The sequence below is a fragment of the Marinomonas sp. PE14-40 genome (assembly GCF_051623805.1).
Classification (GTDB): Bacteria; Pseudomonadota; Gammaproteobacteria; order Pseudomonadales; family Marinomonadaceae; genus Marinomonas.
Map to the genome: position 1 here is coordinate 2,704,366 of NZ_CP130700.1, position 21,563 is coordinate 2,725,928.

Genomic DNA, 21,563 nt, shown 5'->3' on the forward strand with positions numbered 1-21,563 from the left:
GTTATCCTCTTTTTATTAATCTATGGTTAGGGCTAAATCACCCGAGTTAGTTTCAACACTCACCTTAACACTTGAGATTTCTAAACCTTCACTCAACCTTTGAATGCATTCTTCAGCAAGTCTTGGCATTAATGAACGATTAATAATCTGCTCAATTGCACGACCGCCAGTTGTCGGGTCAATATTACGCGAAACAACGAAATCAATAAAACTTTGATCCCATTCAAATGTCGCTTTATATTGCTCATCCAATTTATTCTGAATACGTTTTAAGCTGATTTCAGCAATCTTAGTCAGCTCTTCTGTATTAAGAGGATAGTAAGGCACGATAGTCGCCCTACCTAAGAAAGCAGGTTTAAAGAAGGTTTGTAGGTCGGGGCGAATTTGTTCAACCAAATCGGTTGTCGACGGACGCTCTTCTTGCTCGTCACAAACATCACAGATAGCTTGGTCAGCAGCATTCGATGTCATTATGATAATGGTATTTTTAAAGTCGACATTACGACCTTCACTATCTTTAATATGGCCTTTATCAAAAATTTGATAGAAAAGGTCATGTACACCTGGATGCGCTTTTTCCATTTCATCCAATAACAAGACTGAGTACGGGTTACGACGAATCGCTTCAGTCAGAACACCACCTTCACCAAACCCAACATAACCCGCTGGCGAGCCTAGTAGCATGGAGATCTTATGCTCTTCTTTAAACTCAGTCATGTTAATAACGGTTAGGTTATCCCCACCACCAAAGACTTGATCTGCCAGTGCCATCGCAGTTTCGGTTTTACCGACACCACTTGGACCACACATTAGGAACACACCAACAGGTTTACGATTATCGGTTAAGCCTGCACGAGAAATACGTATACTCTTAGCCAGTTCTCCAATCGCTGCATCTTGGCCTATCACTCTCTCATGCAAAGCATTTTCAAGGTTTAGCAGTTTCGCAACTTCATCTTTCACCATGCTGCCAGCAGGAATACCGGTCCAGCTTGAGATTACTTCTGCAATTACACCTGAATCAACCATAGAGAATACCAAAGGTTCGTCGCCTTGGGCTTCTTCTAACTGGCCCAATAAACCTTGTAATGCGTCTTGCTCTTCAGCATCTAACGCATCGTCTTTGTATTGAGTTTGAATGGTGTCACTTAAACTAATAATTTGTTGAACAAGATCTAGCTCTTTATTCCACTTGTCGTTCAAACCCGCTAACTCAGCTTCCATTTCAACGACTTGGTCCGCAAGCGCTTGTCTATCTTCTGCGGCATCAGTGAATACAGCATCTTCTACATTTAATGCCGACAATTCACTATTAAAGTAGCGAATTTTTTGTTCTAAGCTTTCAATCCGCTCAGGTTTCGCCCCTTGAGTTAAAGCAATGCGCGCACAGGCAGTATCTAACAAACTGATCGCTTTATCTGGTAATTGACGTGCAGGAAGGTAACGAATAGACAGGTTTACAGCCGCATCTAGCGCATCTTCTTTGATGAAAACACCATGATGGGCTTTTAATGATTTAGCCACTCCACGAAGCATTTGCAATGCATCAACCGCATTAGGCTCTTCTACTTTCACAACTTGGAAACGACGAGTTAATGCAGGATCTTTTTCAAAGTATTTTTTATACTCAGCCCAAGTTGTGGCGGCGAGTGATCTAAACTCACCACGAGCAAGGGCTGGCTTTAGCAAGTTTGCGGCATCATTTTGCCCTGCTGCACCACCCGCACCAATTAGAGTATGCGCTTCATCAATGAAAACAATAATAGGGGTTTCAGAGTTCTTCACTTCGTTAATAACGTCTTTAAGGCGGTTTTCAAACTCACCCTTAATACTCGCACCCGCTTGAAGCAAACCTAGATCCAACGTATGAAGTTCAACTCCTTGAATCACAGGAGGTACTTCACCGCTAACAATACGCAGCGCTAAGCCTTCTACAACAGCGGTTTTACCCACTCCAGGTTCACCCACTAAAATGGGGTTGTTCTGACGTTTACGACAAAGAATATCTATCGCTAAACGTACTTCAGCATTACGGCCTGAAATTGGGTCAATCTTGCCATCACGGGCTTGTTGCGTCAGGTTAATGGTGTATTTATCAAGCGCACCACCTTCACCACCTTGAGCAGGGGCACCCGCTTCTCCAGCGGCGGCTGTGCTTAGGCTAGCGACCGTTTGCAGCTTACTAATTTTAGATTGTAACGCTTCAACTGAAACAGTTGAAAGACTAGGCAAGTTTACTTTCTTCACGCCAAACGCATCGGCCTGAACCATAACCAGTAATAGGTGGAAGGCATTAACTTGACCATGACCAAAGTTAACAGATGCTTGCATCCAAGCGGCTTCTATCAACTCACTCAAACCAGCACTGACTGTCGGCTGACCTTCAGCGCCTTTAGGAATTCGGTCTAAACGAGATGTCAGCTCACTCATCAAGGCAGTAGAATCAACGTTCTGTACTTTCAAGAAAGTTTCAAAAGCTTGATCTCTTACTGCAAGCACTTGCACCAACCAGTGCTCAACTTCAATGGCGGCAACTTTTTGTTTCATTGCTACACCAGCAGCTTGTTCTAAAGCACTTCGTAATTCTGGTTCTAATTTACTAACTAAATTTCCTAGTTTTACGTGGGACATAATTTATCTCTCTGGTTGTAGAAGGATCTTTCGATATTCATCCGGGGCTTGTTTTGGCAATAAACAGTTTGCCTCGCCCAGTCGAACACCACCATTCAATGCGGATAATTTAGGCTCATTTATATAGGCTCGTTTTACATATAAATAAACTTTCACATCCGTGAGTTCTCTCAAATAAACAGACACCAAGGCTCTTAAGCTTCGAGCAAAATGCCAATTCGCATGTAAGCCTAAAAATTCACGATGACTTCTTGGCTTCACTAAAATCTCTAACGATTGAAAATACTGACTGGCTTGCTTTCCTAACAGAAAGCCACGGCCAAGTTGCTGATTTTGACCTTGGCTTTGACCTAACTTAGTCAGGCAATCTGACGGCACTCTATAAATTGTTTTTTCTGCTACTTTGGCGGAAATATCTAAATCAAAATAAGCACTGAGTAATTGCTTTAACGTCTTTAGGTTTCGGGTTTTCAGTCCAATCAGTACACTGAACCTTAGTAAACTTGTGGTTGACCCTTCTGTCAGACTTTGGGGTAATGCAGACAGCTGAGCGAGCGCATCTTTTTGCTTCAAGCTATTTGAATTTGCAGACTGCATCACTTCTTGCTCTTCTTTTAAAAGCAAGTTGCTGGTTACTGAATCAGAAAATAGTTGGTAATACCTATGGTTAAAAACGTCTAAAAAGGTTTGTAATGACGTTTCTTCCTGATGCAACGCATTAAGTAATTCTTGATACAGATAGTCAGGGATAACACCTCTACAACCTGACAAGGCAGTGATGCCTAAAGTCACCTTGCACCGAGTAACACCTAGCTCAATCGCGATGACTTCTTCACTATCACCCTCAGGCATAGGCTCAGGTATAAATCTTAGCTGCTTATCTTTAGCAGCCATACGCAACAGCCTTATGACCTGAATAAAGTCATAACGTCTGGGGTTAGCCAGAACAGAAGTGACTAAAGACACATCTGGCTCCCATGCACTTTAGGAAAACTAATACTCGATTGACTGTTACCAAAGCGTTTAATTTTGAGCTGTATAAATCGATCAAAACTACAAAACTGTTGGTAAAAATGGTTTAGTACATGCGCAAAAACTGCGACCTGATTAGCAATTAATTCATCGTCTAAAGTAATAGTCACTTCAGTGCCTGAAGCAAAAATTGTTTGCTGCATAATTGTCATAGGGGACACTAAATGCTGATATTCAACATTCTTGATAGCATCTGCTTGTGGACATAGAGTTTGCGGACAACATAATCGTAGTGCATGCTGAAGCGCTTTTACTGGGTCATCAGCTTGCAATAAAGATGAAAAATTCGAGTTCAATAAGGCAATGAAACGCCAGTTCATTCTATTATCTAAATCAGGATAATGAGGCGCAGTAGGCGCTGACAAGGTCTTCAATACACCGGGTAAATCTATGGCGACTAACGAATCTGCTGCTGTGCCAGCTGGCACTAAACATGGCGTACGTCCATTACATACTTTGAGCATCATAGACAAGACAATTGAATCGCTTGGCTGACTATATGGGTAACTTATCGATAGATCGATATGCCTCTTACCCTGCTCATTCCAATACTGTTTTGCCTGCCATTGGGGAGACTTATCATCATGCCAGTAACCAGACTCATAGACAGGACTTAGGGTAATTTCCCCCGTCGGCAATACTTCACTTACGCTTTCTACCGAAACAATCTCCAGTTGGTTTCCGGCCTTCACATCCGCAACAACAGGCAAAGCTAACTTAGAAAAGTCGTAATTAAGTGGCTCGCCTCGGGTTTCAAATAGGTTGATACTTGGCACTGCATTTAATGCAAATACACTCTTATCAAAAAGTCGTAAGAACTCGGCAGGCAGCTGTTTAACAAAAAAGTTAATGGTGACCTTATCCGATGAGAACTCTGACAACTCTTGCCCTAGGCTCTTAATACTAAAAAAAGCAGATTTATCAGGGTAGGTAAAATAGTCTCTCAATAAGTCATAGCCTTTAAAGTGGCTAGCGTATTTTGGTAACCACTGAAAATCTTCATCGCCAATACGAGAAACCAGACGATCAACATCAATAATCTTTTGCTGATCACCATGAAATACACTGATCACTTCCGTTTGAAGTAGCAGTAAATCAATCACACTTGCCGAGTTATTTTCGAAACCTCGGATATAGAAGTTAAAGTCATTAAAGGCAATCTGACTAAACATATTTTCAAGCGCTGACAACTCGATTTGTATCACTGAGTCTGAGTGCTTAAGCTGATTCGGAGTCACAAAATTAAAAGGAGCTGCCTGAGCTTTAACTTGAGTGATTTCCAATGGCAAGATCTGTAAGTCACTCACCGTGGTAAATTCACATTCTTGGCCAGATTTAACTGGCAAAGTTAATGGGCTACCATTAGGTAAGTAAACAATATCACTTAATTTATCTGGGTCTGCTTCTAACTCCAACACGGTATAGCTAGGTGAAACCTGCAGATAACCTGGATAGAGTAAGGAGAATAGCCCTTGAACTAACTCTGGAAACTGTTCATCTATGCGTTTTTCAGTTTTTGCAGTCAATAAGGCCATTGCATCAATCAAGCGACTGATATTAGGGTCCTCATTAGCACTTTGGTTAAGCCTTAACGTGCCTGCTTGTTCTGGAAACTGATTAACAAACTCATCTAAGGACTTTCGAACATAAGCAAGCTCACGCTCGTAATAACGCATTAATTGATCAGACAACTTCCTGCCCCTCTAAACTAACTGTTTGATTTGCTAAACAAATATTAGAATCAAACATTAAGGCATGGTTGCCGGTTTCAGTTGTAACTCGAGCCATTAAAGAAAAGCTAATAATGTTCTTATGGGTTTCTGCTTCTTCAATCTCAACATGAACATCAGTTAGCCTTGGCTCAAAGTCCCTTATCCAGCCTTCCATTGAACGTGAGAATTGATCATTATCCATTTGACTGCTGATACTATAAATACTGTCTAATCCAAATCTAACGGTAGATTTTTCTACTTGCTTTAGATTCTTAGGCAAGCTCAACATAGGAGCTTCTGAATTTAATAGAACGGTTAGCTGATAGCGAATAGCCTCTAAGGTTTCGTCATGATGCGAGATATCATCGTCTTGCAAAAAGGTTTTCCAAAAAATCATGATAAAACTCCTCTAGAAGAAACATCTTCTGGCCCGATATCCGTCGACAATAGGACTTCCCCACATACATGGTCGAATTGATATTGAGGCTGCACTAACACATCACACACATATCGACCTTGGTGACCGGCAACTTCACGGACAGTCACCTTGCCTTTGCTTAACGGAAATTTAGCTAAGGTTTTTTCATCTGCATTAAAAAGATTACTCGAATATCTATCGAGCCAATTATTTAGGTAGACTTCACACTCTTGTGCGGTTTGAAAGTTACCTATCATGCTACGTATTTGTACTTTTAAATAATGAGAAATACGACACACCATCAAGGTGGTTTGTAACTGCCCCATTACTTTATCAGTTTCATTAGCACCGCTGTCCCAAATAGAATTATTGCCACGTAAGTAGTATTTATCTGTCATTAAGCTATGACAAATAGGGACAAAACCTTGGTCCGCATAAAAAGCGCCCATCCCAGTAATAAAGTTAACTTGAGTGGTAGGTTTTTTAGTACTAAAAGAACCAGCACCAGTGGGTGGCACATTTACTAACGCACCATAATACTGATCTTGCCAACGAGACTTCATAAAACCAAACCAACTAATGCGGTTAAATTCACGCATAGCAACAGACGCAAGCATAAATGCAGCGCTGCCCCACAGGCCGTTTTCTTTGTGGTAAGTTTCGTTAAAAACAAAGTTCGAATAAAAATTTTGATAGCTATTTCTTAGCTTCACTTTAGGCATAGTCAAGCCTAAAAATCGAGAGGCTGGTATTTTCCTCAGCCTTTGCCAAGCATCAAATTCAGGCCCATTTAGAATTTTTTCAATTCGATCTGTATCTGATAACCAATCGGCATCACCACCACCAAAAAAGTTATCTGAGGGCGATAAAACAAAAGGACATAAACAAGACTCACCTAAACTTGCCAATAGCTCTAAGGTGTATACATCATCATAATCTTGATCAAAATCGATAGAGACAAGGTGATCTACCACTATCATGCCAAATGGCTGACCGCCTGACGTATTAAGCTCTTTATTTCCTAACAGGTTATATAAATGACTACGCTTTAACGAGACGGACGAGTTCACATCATGTGATAGCTCATTCCATGAAATATCAATGATTCTGACTTTTGTCTTTTGCTTATTAATCGGTAGCTGAGCAAGGGAGTCAATGCTGCGCCATGAAGACTCTAATTGCTTAAAATCTTCATGGTGCATAATGGCAGAAAGTTGTTCGGACAACTTAGCGTCAATTTCAGTAATAAGGCGCTGAATTGTCGCTCTTAATACGCTAGGGTTTGATAAAATTTGTTCATCTAGATGAACAAGCAAAGCTAATGCTTCCCTTAAAAAATCATCGCCCTTAGCATCAAGTCGATTTAAATCATCCTGAAAATCATTCTGCAACATTATCGACTACCACTTAAAAAGCTTAACCAGGTATTTTAGTTACCATTCGAACAGACGTAGTAAGCTCTTCTAGTTGTAACCAAGGACGTAGGTGAGCGACTGCAGAATATGAACCAGGACGACCAGGCTGTTCTACCACTTGGATACGAGACTCACATAACGGTGTCTTAGATCTTTCTTCATTACCCACAGCACCAGAGTTTGTATACTGGTCAATCCATGTTTGCAGATCTTTTTGAATGTCAGACGCTTCTAAGTTAGAACCCAACATGTCACGACCCATCACTTTCAAGTAGTGCGCAATACGGCTACTTGCCATGATGTAAGGTAGGCGTGCAGAGATTGCTGCATTACTAGTTGCATCAGGATCAACAAACACTTTTGGTTTTTGTGTTGTTTGACCACCAATGAAAACACCAAAGTTGGTATTTTTATAATGAACTAGTGGTAAGAAGCCAAGGTCACTTAACTCTTTCTCACGCTCATCTGTTAGGTTCACTTCGATCGGACACTGCTGCTGAATATCACCCGCATCAGATAGGTAGGTCAGATTAGGTAAGTTCTCTACCTTACCACCATTCTCTAATCCACGAATCGCTGTACACCAGCCAAATGCAGTGTGAGATTGACTCATTTTTAGACCTAGTTCAAACGCAGCGTTAGACCAAACCAATTGATCGTTGTCTTTAGGTAGAGGATTACCCTCTGCATCTGTACCTAACTCTTCATAATTAAATGAATCAGTCGACAAACCTTTCTCACCATAAGGAAGACGAGCAAGTGTTTGCGGTAAAGTTAAGCTTACATAACGAGCATCATCACTTTCTCTAAAGGCATTCCACGCAGCATAGCTTGGTGAATCAAATCCAGCGGCAACTGGCTTACCTTCATCAAATGTTGTGAATGAATCAATTTCAAACATTTCTGGATTTGCAGCAGCAATAAATGGTGCATGACTTGCAGCCGCTGTTTCACCCATATAACGCAATAGAGAAACATCTTCATCTTTATGCGAGAAGTTAAAATCACCTAGCAACAAACCGTAAGGCTCACCACCAGCTGTACCAAATTCTTTTTGGTATAAAGCATCGAATAATGGGCTGCGATCTACTGCTGGCGCATCTTCAAATTGCTCTAATAATTCGTCTTTTTGGAAGTCGACTAATTTAATTTTTAGGCTTTGACCGGTTTCACTTTCACGAACCAGCTTACCTAGACCACGCCAAGAGCCTTCCAAACGTTGGAAATCATCTTGCTGCATGATTTCTGATAATTGACGAGACATTTGCTTATCAATTTCAGCAATCGCATTTTCGATTGTTTTAGTTAGGTTTTTATCCCAAACAACCGTACCGTCTAAAGCTTGTTCAGCTAATACAGAAAAAAGCTCTTTGGTTGTATCTTCTGGGGTTTGTGTTGTTGCAGCAATAGCACGATCAAGAAAGCTTAAAGAGCCTTCAGCGCCTTCAGCACCAGCTTGATTTTCTAATTCAGTACTCATTCTTCTCCCCCATTCGGTTCAATACCCAGTTCGCTTGATAGAGCGTTAATTGTATCTGCGCTTTGTAGAACTTCTTTTAATAGCTTTTCTAAATCTCTAGAACGGTCAGCTTTAGACAATAGGGTTTTAAGCTGTTGTCTTGTTTCTGCTAACTTGCTCAGTGGCTCTACTTGTTCAATTAAAGAATCTGGTTCGAAATCTTTCATTGAATTAAATTTAAGCTCAGCTTCAAATTGGCTGTCATCATCAGAAAGTGTGTTATCAACTTTAAGTTTCAATTCTGGGCCAACACGCTTCATTACCGTATCAAAGTTGTCTTTATCAATTTGATAAAAAGTACGGTCTTCTAAATCTTCTCTGTCATCGTTGTGAGCTGAAAAATCACCAATTACACCAATAACAAATGGCAATTCTTTATTTTCTACCGCGCCATTCGTCTCAACATCATAAGTAATGCTGACACGGTTTTTACTGACCCGTTTATGCTGCGAGTTTAACGCCATAATCTTTCTCCGTTATTTGTACACACTAGTAATAAGCATTACTAAGCTCGTTATTACCGTTTAAAAAATCAAAACAGTCGTTTTTAAATCACTAACCAATTATTTTGATAGCTAAACTTTTAAGCAATAACAAACAAAACTGATATTGAGTTAACAGCAATTAAGCTTATGGACACTATGACCACAAGCTTAATAATTAACTCTGATTTTAAAGCGACTTATAAAGCAGCTTTAGAAGCCAATGTCGCTGTAGGAACGTCATATTTAATCACATCACCTTTTTGGATTTTGCCTGCATCATCTTCATAGTAGTAAGTTAAGCTCATAGTTGCATAAGCTAGAGCAAAAGATTCACTTGGCAAAGAACCGTCACCACAACCTACGTTGTAGCTAGCAATACGAGATTTTTCAACTGTGATAACTAGATATGGATCAGCACCGTTACCTTCACGAGATGGTTTAGTAATCATGATTTCACATGTTTTACCTTCAGCACCTGGTGAGAACAAGAAAGTTGTAAGCAATGGGCTCGCACCATCAGATTGACGAGAAATGCTTAATTCGCCTAGACCAACCATACCTTGGTCAGCGTTGTTTGCATTACCAACATCAACAGTAACACCGCGCACTGCACCCCAAGAAAGGGAGTCAATTGCGAAGAATCCTTTCTTACCACCAACTTCACCAATAGTCGCAGCACCATTGATTGTGTCAACACCGTCAATACGCATGTAAATAGTAGCCATGTTTTATTTCCTCTATTTAAATTTTGTTTTTTCAATTTTATTCAAGCGATAACCTAGCCAATAAATGCGTTGCTTAATTCTATACAACTCATTCAAAAAATTACTAAGCAATTAACAATAGACCTGTCTCGCGACAATTCAATGAAAGTAGTGGATCAACTAGCAAGTATTTAATTGATACTAAAATAGTTTCTCGTTCTTCTTTCGTAATATTCTCTCTGTTGATAAATAGATTACTGCTATATCAGCTAACTGTAAATTTAAGCGGCTAAAGATCCACCACTTCTTCATATTTCATTTATTCTTGATACCAAACTACATAGAAGAAAATAGTCGACTATATAAAGCTATCATTAAAACACTACAGTATTTTTCTTAAAAAACAATTAACTAGCAAAATAAACCTACCATTCAAACGAAGATAAGTTTCCTGAGCTTGCCGAATTATCCTGCACAGTTTCTTCTTGTTTCACAGGCTCATTCGTTGCTACCGTCTCCACTTTTTCAGTTTTTGGAACTGAAACTGGCGGCGCATTATATTTAACTGGCGCAGACTGTTGCTTATGCGAAAGTTCAGATGCAGAAATTGTCGGGTCTGGGATCACCGTTTTATCTACACTTTCTAAACCCGCTAATTGATACATACGCCCCATCATCTTGTCATCTTCACCGACCATTTCATTTAACAAATCAGGTAAAGACATATAACCCCACCTAATTGCCCTCTCTAACAACATATAAACTGGGCTATGTGGCTCGGTACGGCTAAAGTAATCTGAAATTTGCCTAAGCTGCTGAAAAGCCTGATCACGAGTATAAATTTCCTCTCCTACCTTACCTTGTAGGGAAACCACCTCATTCGTCACGGTATTAGGCATAGATACTTCTCCAACTGATGGCGCTTGTGTGAGGGACTCACTTGCAGTAGGTGCAGATTCTGCTGTACTAGTCTGTTCAACGGATGCAGGCTCTTGAACATCCAAAGGCCAAGGTACAATCAAGCTACCCACTAAGTAGTGACTTGCATTGATAAGCCTATCAACAGTTTGGTTAATAAATCTAAAACTGACTGGCTGAGCGCTCACATCTCGGCACTTTTCTACGATACTCGCCTCAAGCGCAAGTAACTGTTGCTTAATTTCACCAAGCGCTAAAATCGTTTCTTTTACTTGCTCTTTATTACTTGAAATATACTGAGATGCTTCTGATTTTAACGCTTCTAATTGACCGTCTCTTTCCGCTGAATAATAACGACTATAGTCAATAGCTCCAATAAAACTAATACTTTGTAATGGCATAGATAAGAGACCAGTACCATCTCTTTCACCCACTAGTTGCAAAAATGGCTTAACTCGAAATTCAGCCCATTCACGCGCTTTACCAGCATCGTCTTCAGACTTTAATTTCTTTTCAGGAGGCTTTGGGTGCAGATCATCCCAATAAGTGTTCACCAATTGAGTGAAGCTTGCCAATACACTTGCTAAGTTTTCCAGCGGTTGATGTGAAAAGGGTTGAGCCGCACTTAGCCAACACATCACTTCAACATCTTTAGAGACTGTCTCAATGGTTTTTTCACATTGGTTAGAAAGCTCATTCCAATTGGCAGCATTTTGAGTCAACAACTCTTCATCATGCATGGCATCTGGCGACTCCATTAACTGACGATAAGAGGATTGAGCCTGGTTAAAATAGTTTCGTAAGCCTCGAAACAAGGTTCGATTATCTTTTAAATACTCACCACAAGGTGCATCCGCAGAAATTGCTTCCAATAATTGCGCCATAAAATATTATCTCAATTATATTTAATTATTATTCATTTTTAGGAGCTCACGGGCTCACTCTACCCGCCAATCATGACTGTCGCACACCCTAATACGATAGAGCCACCATGAGAGGTTGTATCCCCCATGCGAGCGGCTGGCACACTGCCAATAAGTACCGTAGCACTTCCCATTACTATGGTATCTGGTGGACCAACACAAATGGCCATATCACCCAGACACACAGCAGGCAGACTTCCTATTAAAACTGTTGCTTGACCAGGGCCTGAAATGATTCCGCCAACATGAGGAACCACACCCGTTACCATAGGACATACATGTGTATCCGTTAACCTTGCAGCTAAACTCATACAAACCTCCTAGTTAATCAGGCCTTTACCGCCTTGTGCGATATCGAACGCACTGGCAAAAGCTTGCTTATAAAACTTATCACGTCCTTTCCATTCAGGTAGGACAGCTGCTGTATTAATCGCACCCGCAATCGCTTTGGAGTATAAAAACTCAGCAGGCATAACAACAGGCAAACTAATTTCTGCAATGCTGCCACTACCATTCCAAAAAACACCTTGAGCCAGCCAACGAATAAAACTTTCGTTCTTTAGTTGCTGCATTTGTTTCTCAATATAGCGTCTCTTTGGCTCTTGTGGCTCTCTTACCCAATCCTTACAGGCATTAAATAAAGACAACTCTGCTTTTGTTAAAACATCCTGTCTCAATTCAAGCACACAGATACTCCACCAAATAGTTTCTCGCATCGGCAAAGCATGACAATAAAAATGCACCAAGTCTTGATACAAACCGGCCCCAAGTAAGCTTTCAATAATCACTCTTGGCTCAGAACTTAGATCGACTATTTCATCTGCTTCATCTGAGGATTTAAATCTTTCCCACACTTTCTCACATGATGTTAAGGGTATTTTCTTTAGCATCTAATTCACCATCACTATACCGCCTTTAACGGTTGTCATACCATCTGCTGAAATTTCAGCTGTCGCGCTACCCGTTACCGTTGCTCCAACATCTCCCTGAAGAGTTGCGTTCAACCCCTGCGCAGTTAATGTTGCCGTTGCTTTTGCTGTCAAACTAGCTCCAGCACTTAAGTCCATAGATGCATCCGAATCAATTGAAACAGAGGTGCCGGATTGCGACAAACTACCGCCTTCTATAGAGATACTGGAACTGCCAGAGATGGTTACGCTACCACTGGTAATATCTATTGATGAACTCGACATAACAATTTCACTATCCCCCACCACCAGCTTAAGTGTGTCTGACGCGGTTAAAGTGATCTCTTTACTGTCTTCAGAAATAGAATCTGTTGCATTTAGGGTATAGGCTTTCTCGGCTGTTAGAGCGATATTCTCTTTCGCTGTAACAGCAAAATCCACATCTGCCGTTTGAGTAATACTTTGCGTTACCGCCACAGATTTTTCATTACCGACAATCTCGAATGAATCGTTCACGACCTCATTGGTGTAATCTTTCGCTGCATGAGTGTAAAAAGCCTCTTCGTCAGCTTTATCATCAAAACGAATTTCGTTCGATTCACCTTTCTGCTGGGTCTTAATCCCTGATTCAGTAGTATTTAGTGTTGGGTAAGGGGGTTTATGAGTACTGTTATAAACGCTCGAAACCACTACAGGCTGATCTGGGTCGCCATTGATAAAGCTTACCAACACCTCATGACCTGCTCTTGGTAAAAATTGAAAGCCATAGCCATTACCAGCCATAGGTTGAGCAACACGAACCCAACAGCTCGTCTTATCCCCCGTTTCTGAGTCCCAATGAAATTTAATGCGCACTCGCCCTAGTTCATCTGCCGCAGGCTCATCATCTGTAGTTCCTGCAACTACCGCTGTTTGCAATCCATGAATCACAGGCTTTTCCACAATATCTGGATAGTACAAATGATCTTCTGGTACACAGATAAACTCAGCTTCTTTATCAAAAGCAGAGCTACCATTTGCATCAAACTGATAGGCTGCGCGTGTAATCAAGTAACTCCCTTCTTGACCACTATTTGGATGCGAACTCATATCAAGATAACGGCCAGCGGAAATAGAGATAGTATCGGTTCTGGCTTTTATACTCGTGTAGTGAGAATCAAGTTGAGCCCTCTCTGTAACGGCTAGAGGGCTTGCATAATCATCCATCAACCCTGTAATACTTGAGGCAGGATATCGATATTGAGTGAGCTTAGTATTGCCCGATAAACTGTATTTAGATGATTGAGCTTTACTTGTAATGAGCTTTGACTGGTTATAATCATAAGAAGCCAATTCAATACTGGCACTATGCATCTGGTTTTGCGGCTCCCAAAGTGTTGCTAAGTCATTCTCACCACTCGGCTTTGCCACATGGTCTAAGCTTGCTTTACCATCTTTTGAGAAGGGTTTAGAGGCATCTTGAAGTATCATTTTTGCCGAATTAGCATCAGCATCAAAGTAAAAATGCACACCTTCTTCAGCCAATAAACGGGTTACAAAATCCAAATCAGATTCATTGTATTGTAAGCAATAAGCACGTGTTGACGAAGGCATACTATTTACTGTGTAACAGCCACTAAACCCAAGCTCATCAAAAATAGAGGTGACAATATCTTGCGTTGAGACCTCCTGAAATACTCGGCAACTGCCACTATAACCTAGCAATGCTAACCAAGGCTTAATGGTCAACCTCATGCCACGACTACGTGACTGCACACTTTGGGTTAAGCCATTCACAGCAACAACATAACCTGAGTATTCGCGCACCGAACTACGGCTATCGCCAGGAGCTGAGTATAACGAACAAGTAACCTGATCACCGACCCAATCTTCTGGAGACACATCCTGACAGAGCACTTCGACCTCTATTACAGAAAGTTCAGATAGCCCTTCTGTCACTGACATGCTAGTCACAACAAACTCATCACCACTACTATTGGCGATTACCAAATTACTGCTTTGCGGTTCTAATAAATCATCCATAGTCTAATCTTCATTATGTGAGTCAGGATTAATCAATTCAGCAAATCGTAATAACTGAATAGGAGGATACAAAGATAAGTTTCGTGCTACGTCCATATTAATAAACATGGAGAATCGACTTAATTCGGCGATGGGTAAATCTCCTGGCACAGACTGTTCGAACAAAACTTTATTTGCCTGATTAGCCGCCAAACGCCCAACATTATAGTATTTGTTAGCAACCGCAATTAAGCCGTCAGATTCTGTCACCATCACATCGTAAGCGCTGGCAACAGGCAATGCATGCCTTACTGCCGCACGTGTAAACTCATCTTTGTTTTCTAGGTTGTAAGAACTTGAGCCAACATAAACAACATCGACATTCTCATCGGCCATATCTTTCATCACCTGATCAAATTGACCAGGTAAAGGCGTGTTATTGGCATCAAGCTGATACGTTTTTTCAATTAATTCAAAACCCATTTCCTGTGATAAGGCGTGCAGTTTTTTGGTATTTAGAACTGAATTCAATTCTCCTTCAGAATAAATAACGCCCATCCGAGTAAGTGAGAAATACTCTCTCATTGCTCTAATTTGCACATCTTCAGAAATTCGGTTGCGAATACCTGTCACCTTAGCTCTACCACTGCTTTGATAAGAAGAGATAATGCCTGCCCCTAAAGGGTCAGCCACTATCATAAACATCACAGGAATCTCCCCAAGCTTAGTTTGTGACCCAAACTCACCCATAGTACCTATCATGCCCTTCGACACACTGGTTCCCCAGGTCACTACAAGATCAGGCTTTAGCTCTTTCGCTTCAGCAAGGTAATGAGCAATACGAGTTTTATCTCTTGCCACATCTCGTACAATCAAATTAACAGGTAAATTATTGTTTTTGATATAGCTTTTAAACCCAAGGCAAGCATCTTCACAGCCACGCCAAACCACCATATAAACAGTGGCCGGATTAGCCGCATCAAACACTTTGGCGGCAGAGGCCAAGAAGGGTGTAAATAACAATATCAGAGTAATAAAGAGTTTCATGATTCTGCTCCTGCATCCTGCTTAGCATCTGGCACACGAAGGAAAATAAACATACACAAAGCGGATATCAAGACACCCGTGCCAACAATGGCCATGGCTTCGCCAAAATCATACAAGGTCAGCAATGTCGCAACTAATACAGGCCCTAACACACTACCGATACGCTCAGCGGTTCTTAGAATACCTAACACCTTAGTGCGCCCTACTTCAGGCGTCGCTTCAGCCGCTTCCAATGCCGAAGCAATTAACGGTGCTTTTAAAATTGAGTGAGCAACACCCATTAAAGCAACGGCCAGCAACAGCTTATAAAATGAAGCTTCGCCATAGAGAGATATTAGGATCCCGCCAGACAAGACAGTACCAAGCAATACAAGCTCTTTCATCTTGCCCGATTTATCAGCGATACCTGACGCCAAAGGACTAAGTGGAATAATAATCAAAGAGTAAACCATCATGACTCGACCAATTTCGGACTGACTTGCATCGAGTGACACCAAATATAAAGGCACCATAAAATACAAAAAGCCAGTCAAAATTATCTTAGTTGGAATGGCGCAGAAGATGATGATACAAACAAACTTGACGTTACGCGCTAGCAATAAAAGGCCGCCTTTAGCTTTCTGGCTAGCGACAGAGGAAGCCGTACTCACTTTACCCGAGAACATTCTCCATGCCAGCACACCAGCAAAGCTTGATAAAATAGCCGAAAGTAAGAACACTGGTTGGTAACCAACCCTATCGGCAATAATCGCACCTAAAGCAGTACCACACATGGTTGCGGTCATGAGTACGCCGACAAAAATAGCCATACCCTTAGCCCGATTCTCAGAAGAGACAACAGCCGCAATATAACTTTGGCAACTAATCGTAATAACGGCATATCCAAGCGCGGTCACACCTCGAGCAATCACAATATCCATCGCATCTTGCGCAAAGTAACAACCTAAGTAACCTAAAATAGCAGGAATTAAACCAATTAGGAATAATGGCTTTTGCCCCCATTTATCGACCCAGCCAGCAGCAAATGGCGTAGCTAATGCAATAACAAGCATGAAAACAGAGATAGGTAAGCCCAGCATCACATCTTTTGAGATCCAAGAGTCGGCTTCATATAACTCAGAGACAAACAAAGGCATAAAGGATTTTTGCAATTCTTCAGCTAAAGAAAAAACAAACAAAGGGATACGAGCATCAACGATATCGCCACTTTTTACATTAAGCACATTCTGCAAACGAAACTTCTCTGCGACTTTTTGTAAATGAGACTTAGCCGAGGTTTCAGTTTTTTGTATGTTCTCTTGTTCAACTATTTTTACTGCGGATTGAAATTGGGCCTGTAAATCTTTGGAGTCCTGATTTAATTTGCCAATAAAATTACCAAAAACGCCCTTGGTAATAACCTTCTCATTAACAGAAAAATCACCTTCAGCCTGCCTTTGCAACAAACTTTCTGACTCTTTAAGTGGCTCTGATACATAAAACATCACCACCACCATGACGACTTCAAAACACACTAGCAGTACAGCAACTAATACAATCACCACATCAAAAAATACATCTGTAAGTTGCGATTGAATAAAGCCAGAATCTAAACCAACGAGTACATAACCTAAGGTTTTATCTTCAAGAGCCATTTCAAGCTTAAATAGGTCTCTACCTTGATTTGCTGACACATCACTAAAAAAGATCCCATACAGCTCTTTTGACCCCTGAATTAGACGCTCCACTATATTTTCTTCTAGAAAATTAGGATGCTCCATATTAAAAGATTCAGGTTTAATACGGCTTAGATTAGGCGTAGTACCCGCACTATAAAGAAGACTGCCTTTTTCAGACACTATGGCAACAAATGTCAGCTCAGGATATTTATAAAGGGTATCTGAAAGATAAGAGTCCATCCCTTCAATTTGATCAAAAGGAATACCAACACTAGTGGCTAGTTGCACGTCATCGTGGATAACTTCAGCCACAGCATTTGCCTTTTTAAGTAACTCAGGCTCCAGTGCAAAATCAAACTCTATCAAGGTATATAAGGTACTCAAGACAGAGGCGAATAATGCACTCAACACCGTCACTAAGATTAAGCGGCTATTAATAAAGCCAGACATGCTCTTTACTTCATTCATTTAGACAAACCCTCAGTTTTCTGTTTTTCCTTAAGAGTTTGAATAGCATCCAACTCGCTACTGACTTGAGCTTTCATTTGCTCACCTTGCTTCATTTGCTCTGCCAATTTAAAAGCAAGGGAGCCTTCAGGCGCATCAAATGTCTTAGTCACTTTCTCACCACCTGTATACTGTTCAATCAGATGGATAACACCACTAATATCGCCAAAACACAGCCTGATAACTAAAAAGACAATTAATGAGAAAATTAAGAAAATGCCCACAGTCATTTCCAGTAAGTGCAATCTAACTTGCGCATAAGTACCTGAAAAAGAAGATTTATCGTACTGAATCACGACACTACCAATAAGTTCGTCAAAACTGTCTTTTAATTGCAGTCCACTGTAGAGATCTTTATCTGTTGCTAACATCCAGTTAGCTTCGGTTGAACGAAGCGCTCTTTTACTTAAGTTTGCCTCTACTTTTTGCCCAACCAACTGCGAATCTGTGGAATAAATTACGACGCCATCATTACCTATAATATGGATAAGCTTTACATTGACGTCTCGTGATTTCGCCCGCTCCATTAAATCAGGTAAATTATTTGCAGATTTCAGATGAATACCTAAGCGCTCTGCCTTTAATATGGAGGACTCTAATGACGAAGAAATCACCTCTAATTTTGATGAAACAACACCAGACATCAAACTATCGAATTTCATGTAATTAATGAGGTAAAGCAAACTTAAAACAGCCATAAGAATCAGCCAAACAGTTGCTACAAACCTGAGGTGAATCTCAATAAAAATTTTCATTATTCAATTATCTCCATGCATAATCGATAAACAAACCCACTCGCAATTTCGTCTCTTATCAAGGATAGATCAATCTATCGAGCACACATAAAACAAAAAATACCAACATTCAAACCAATCACTTATATTAATAACTGGTTTATTAGATAGTTTTTATCTTATTGAATCATTGTGTAGAAAGCGTGTAATTCAAAAAAAAATTCGTAAAAGAGCTATTTAATCATAGTTTCTTAAAAAAACGTGACATTAAGCAGGTATATTTCACATAATGCCAACTTGAAGACACTTATCTGCAGAAAATAAGGTTTTAAACACTTATTCGTTTGTATTTAGTTAAAACCTATTATTTTTAGTCAATAATCACAGTCATTAAAGTACTATATCGCTCACTTTATATAAGAATCAGACGAGAAGATCACAATGAATTGGGATATTTTTATTAACTATGTAGGGCTTGGCCAATCTCAAATGCATTGGCTAGTGAAAATTGCATTTATATTAATCATCACCCTGTTTATTCATCTCATCATTTCAAAACTCATTTCGCGCATACTGCTACAACTTAAATCGACAAAAAACCCTTGGGACAAAGCCCTTTTAATGGCTGCCAGACAACCTATTAAATATTTCACATGGGGGTTAGGCTTATTAATCATTTCTCAAACTTCCAATAATGAGATGGGGGCTTTTTCTCAAACAAGTTTAGACGCATTACGTAAAATAGGTCTTATCGTCCTGCTTACTTGGTTTGTTTCACGTTTAGTTAAACGCTGCGAACAAATATTAATATCTCCCGTAAAAATGAAACACCCGATGGACTTAACGACGGTATCAGCCGTTGGTAAGCTCATCAAAGCAAGCCTACTAATTATCTCAGCACTCGTAGTTTTACAAACGATAGGCGTGAGTATTTCTGGGATTCTGGCATTTGGTGGCATAGGGGGTATCGCAGTAGGTTTTGCGGCAAAAGATTTACTTGCAAACTTCTTTGGCGGTTTGATGGTTTATCTTGATCGCCCGTTTTCAGTGGGAGATTGGGTTAGATCTCCCGATAAAGAAATTGAAGGTACTGTAGAACATATTGGTTGGCGTCAAACCCGAATTAGAACCTTTGACAAACGCCCTCTTTATGTTCCAAATGCCACCTTTTCCCTTATCTCTGTGGAAAATCCTTCTCGCATGTCACATCGCAGAATCTATGAAAAAATAGGCATTAGATATGATGATGTTGATGCTTTAGCAAGCATAATGAGCGACATTAAAGCCATGCTTAAAACACATCAAGATATAGATAGTAGCCAAACCATGATAGTTAGCTTTAATGAGTTTGGTCCCTCTTCACTTGATTTCTTCGTCTACACCTTTACAAAAACCACTAATTGGATTCGCTTCCATGAAGTAAAGCAGGACATTTTACTTAAGATTATCGACATTATTGCTAGCCATAAGGCAGAGCTGGCCTTCCCAACCCAAACATTAAAAGTTCAAACAGAGCCAAATATCCATCCAGAAGCATAAAAAAAGGCAGCCAAACTTTGTTTGGCTGCCTTTTCAGATCGTGACACTTACTTTAAAGAAGTAACTCGACTAGATCATCTATAAGCAAATCCGCTTCTAAAGATTTCAAATCAACATCTTGATGATAGCCATAGGTCACTAAGACATTTTTGAAACCTGCCGCAACAGCTGCACGACTATCTGTTTGCGAATCACCAATCATGACACATTGATCCTGCTCTGCTTCAATCGCCTCAGCACAAAACAGCAAAGGCAAAGGAGAAGGTTTCTTCTCTTCCAAAGTGTCAGCACCTAAAATCCAAGAAAAGTAATCACTGATCTCAAAGTGCTCAAGTATGGGTTTAACAAATGCGCTTGGCTTATTGGTAATCAAGGCCATAGGCACATGATTGGCCTTTAGCGCTTTCAACAAGTCCAATACATTTGCATATAATTGCGTCTTTTGCGTTAAGTTACTTTTATAAGCAATTAAAAAGCTGCAATAACAATCTTCATAAGACTCTTCATCAAGGTCTGTCCAAGACATTGCCTTACGAACAAGACTCGCAGCACCTTGACCTACCCATTGGCGTACTTGATCTTCGCCGACAGGCGGTTTACCTTGTTCAACAAGAAAGCTATCTACCGCCAAAGCGATATCAGACACACTATCAACTAAGGTTCCATCCAAATCAAAGCACACTAACTGCGGCCAAGCTTCAAACCATTTTTTAAAATGCTTAGGCGTTCTCATTAGCGTTCTACTTTCGCAAGCTCTGAACGCATAGCATCAATAGCAACCTTATAATCTTGCTTACCAAAGATGGCAGAACCGGCAACAAAAGTATCCGCACCAGCAGCGGCAATCTCAGCAATATTCTTTTCACTAACGCCACCATCAACTTCTAAACGGATGTTATAACCACTTGCGTCAATTAAGGCTCTTGCTTCTCTCAGCTTATCCAACGTTTCAGGGATAAATTTCTGCCCACCAAATCCTGGGTTAACAGACATAAGCATCACCATGTCCAACTTATCCATAACATGCTTCATATGGTGTAAAGGGGTTGCTGGATTAAATACTAAGCCCGCTTTACAGCCAGCTTCTTTAATCATTTGCAGTGAGCGATCAATATGTTCACTGGCTTCTGGGTGGAAAGTAATATAGCTAGCTCCCGCTTTTAGAAAGTCTTCTATCATGCGGTCAACAGGTTTAACCATAAGATGCACATCAATTTCTGCCGTCACCCCATAATCACGCAAAGCTTTACATACCATTGGCCCTATCGTTAGATTAGGCACATAATGATTATCCATTACATCAAAGTGAATAATATCTGCACCAGCATTGAGAACAGAGTCGACCTCTTCACCTAAACGCGCAAAGTCGGCCGCAAGAATTGATGGAGCTATTACAAAATCATTCATATCGC

At 40.5% G+C, this 21,563-nt stretch carries 18 protein-coding genes; 1 reads left to right on the forward strand and 17 read right to left on the reverse strand.

What is annotated here, in order from left to right; all coding sequences use genetic code 11:
- Window positions 1-15: 15 nt before the first annotated feature.
- The 15 genes from tssH to Q0A08_RS12600 all read right to left on the reverse strand — a co-directional run bounded on the left by tssH (window position 16) and on the right by Q0A08_RS12600 (window position 18,633).
- Window positions 16-2,631, reverse strand: coding sequence for a type VI secretion system ATPase TssH (gene tssH / locus Q0A08_RS12530; RefSeq protein WP_438461888.1), 2,616 nt, complete (start codon window positions 2,629-2,631; stop codon window positions 16-18).
- Between the two features lie 3 nt (window positions 2,632-2,634).
- Window positions 2,635-3,597, reverse strand: a complete 963-nt coding sequence (locus Q0A08_RS12535; RefSeq protein ID WP_438461889.1) for a type VI secretion system baseplate subunit TssG — start codon at window positions 3,595-3,597, stop codon at window positions 2,635-2,637.
- Window positions 3,588-5,354: a type VI secretion system baseplate subunit TssF gene (gene tssF / locus Q0A08_RS12540; protein WP_438461890.1), complete on the reverse strand. Its 1,767-nt coding sequence runs from the start codon at window positions 5,352-5,354 to the stop codon at window positions 3,588-3,590. Before tssF ends, Q0A08_RS12535 begins: the two co-directional genes overlap by 10 nt.
- Window positions 5,347-5,772, reverse strand: coding sequence for a type VI secretion system baseplate subunit TssE (gene tssE / locus Q0A08_RS12545; protein WP_438461891.1), 426 nt, complete (start codon window positions 5,770-5,772; stop codon window positions 5,347-5,349). Before tssE ends, tssF begins: the two co-directional genes overlap by 8 nt.
- The gene (locus Q0A08_RS12550) at window positions 5,769-7,187 is read right to left on the reverse strand and encodes a type VI secretion system contractile sheath domain-containing protein (RefSeq protein ID WP_438461892.1); all 1,419 of its coding nucleotides are present in this window, start codon (window positions 7,185-7,187) and stop codon (window positions 5,769-5,771) included. Before Q0A08_RS12550 ends, tssE begins: the two co-directional genes overlap by 4 nt.
- A 22-nt stretch (window positions 7,188-7,209) precedes the next feature.
- Window positions 7,210-8,688, reverse strand: coding sequence for a type VI secretion system contractile sheath large subunit (gene tssC / locus Q0A08_RS12555; RefSeq protein ID WP_438461893.1), 1,479 nt, complete (start codon window positions 8,686-8,688; stop codon window positions 7,210-7,212).
- A complete protein-coding gene (gene tssB, locus Q0A08_RS12560; protein WP_046016644.1) occupies window positions 8,685-9,191 on the reverse strand; it encodes a type VI secretion system contractile sheath small subunit in 507 nt (168 codons plus the stop codon). The genes tssC and tssB overlap by 4 nt, the downstream gene beginning before the upstream one ends.
- Before the next feature lie 218 nt (window positions 9,192-9,409).
- Entirely contained in the window at window positions 9,410-9,937 is a 528-nt protein-coding gene (locus tag Q0A08_RS12565; protein WP_046016645.1) for an Hcp family type VI secretion system effector, read from the reverse strand.
- 404 nt (window positions 9,938-10,341) lie between these two features.
- On the reverse strand, window positions 10,342-11,718 hold the full coding sequence (locus tag Q0A08_RS12570) for an ImpA family type VI secretion system protein (RefSeq protein ID WP_438461894.1): 1,377 nt from the start codon (window positions 11,716-11,718) through the stop codon (window positions 10,342-10,344).
- A gap of 59 nt (window positions 11,719-11,777) precedes the next feature.
- Window positions 11,778-12,068, reverse strand: a complete 291-nt coding sequence (locus tag Q0A08_RS12575; RefSeq protein ID WP_438461895.1) for a PAAR domain-containing protein — start codon at window positions 12,066-12,068, stop codon at window positions 11,778-11,780.
- 9 nt (window positions 12,069-12,077) lie between these two features.
- On the reverse strand, window positions 12,078-12,647 hold the full coding sequence (locus Q0A08_RS12580) for a DUF6931 family protein (protein ID WP_438461896.1): 570 nt from the start codon (window positions 12,645-12,647) through the stop codon (window positions 12,078-12,080).
- Window positions 12,648-14,687 (reverse strand): type VI secretion system Vgr family protein, encoded by a 2,040-nt coding sequence (locus Q0A08_RS12585; protein WP_438461897.1) that lies wholly within the window; start codon window positions 14,685-14,687, stop codon window positions 12,648-12,650.
- A gap of 3 nt (window positions 14,688-14,690) precedes the next feature.
- Window positions 14,691-15,713 carry an ABC transporter substrate-binding protein gene (locus Q0A08_RS12590; protein ID WP_438461898.1) on the reverse strand — a complete coding sequence of 341 codons (1,023 nt, stop codon included), beginning with the start codon at window positions 15,711-15,713 and terminating at the stop codon, window positions 14,691-14,693.
- Window positions 15,710-17,839 carry an MFS transporter gene (locus Q0A08_RS12595; RefSeq protein ID WP_438461900.1) on the reverse strand — a complete coding sequence of 710 codons (2,130 nt, stop codon included), beginning with the start codon at window positions 17,837-17,839 and terminating at the stop codon, window positions 15,710-15,712. The genes Q0A08_RS12590 and Q0A08_RS12595 overlap by 4 nt, the downstream gene beginning before the upstream one ends.
- Complete coding sequence (locus tag Q0A08_RS12600; protein WP_438461901.1) at window positions 17,836-18,633, reverse strand: hypothetical protein; 798 nt, start codon at window positions 18,631-18,633, stop codon at window positions 17,836-17,838. The genes Q0A08_RS12595 and Q0A08_RS12600 overlap by 4 nt, the downstream gene beginning before the upstream one ends.
- Window positions 18,634-19,053: 420 nt before the next feature.
- Between Q0A08_RS12600 and Q0A08_RS12605 the strand changes: the two genes are divergently transcribed.
- Entirely contained in the window at window positions 19,054-20,151 is a 1,098-nt protein-coding gene (locus Q0A08_RS12605; RefSeq protein ID WP_438461902.1) for a mechanosensitive ion channel family protein, read from the forward strand.
- Between the two features lie 52 nt (window positions 20,152-20,203).
- Here the strand turns inward: Q0A08_RS12605 and Q0A08_RS12610 are convergent, their stop codons facing one another.
- Together Q0A08_RS12610 and rpe are read right to left on the reverse strand one after the other, a co-directional pair.
- Window positions 20,204-20,884: a phosphoglycolate phosphatase gene (locus Q0A08_RS12610; protein WP_438461903.1), complete on the reverse strand. Its 681-nt coding sequence runs from the start codon at window positions 20,882-20,884 to the stop codon at window positions 20,204-20,206.
- The gene (gene rpe / locus Q0A08_RS12615; protein ID WP_438461904.1) at window positions 20,884-21,558 is read right to left on the reverse strand and encodes a ribulose-phosphate 3-epimerase; all 675 of its coding nucleotides are present in this window, start codon (window positions 21,556-21,558) and stop codon (window positions 20,884-20,886) included. The genes Q0A08_RS12610 and rpe overlap by 1 nt, the downstream gene beginning before the upstream one ends.
- Window positions 21,559-21,563: the final 5 nt, after the last annotated feature.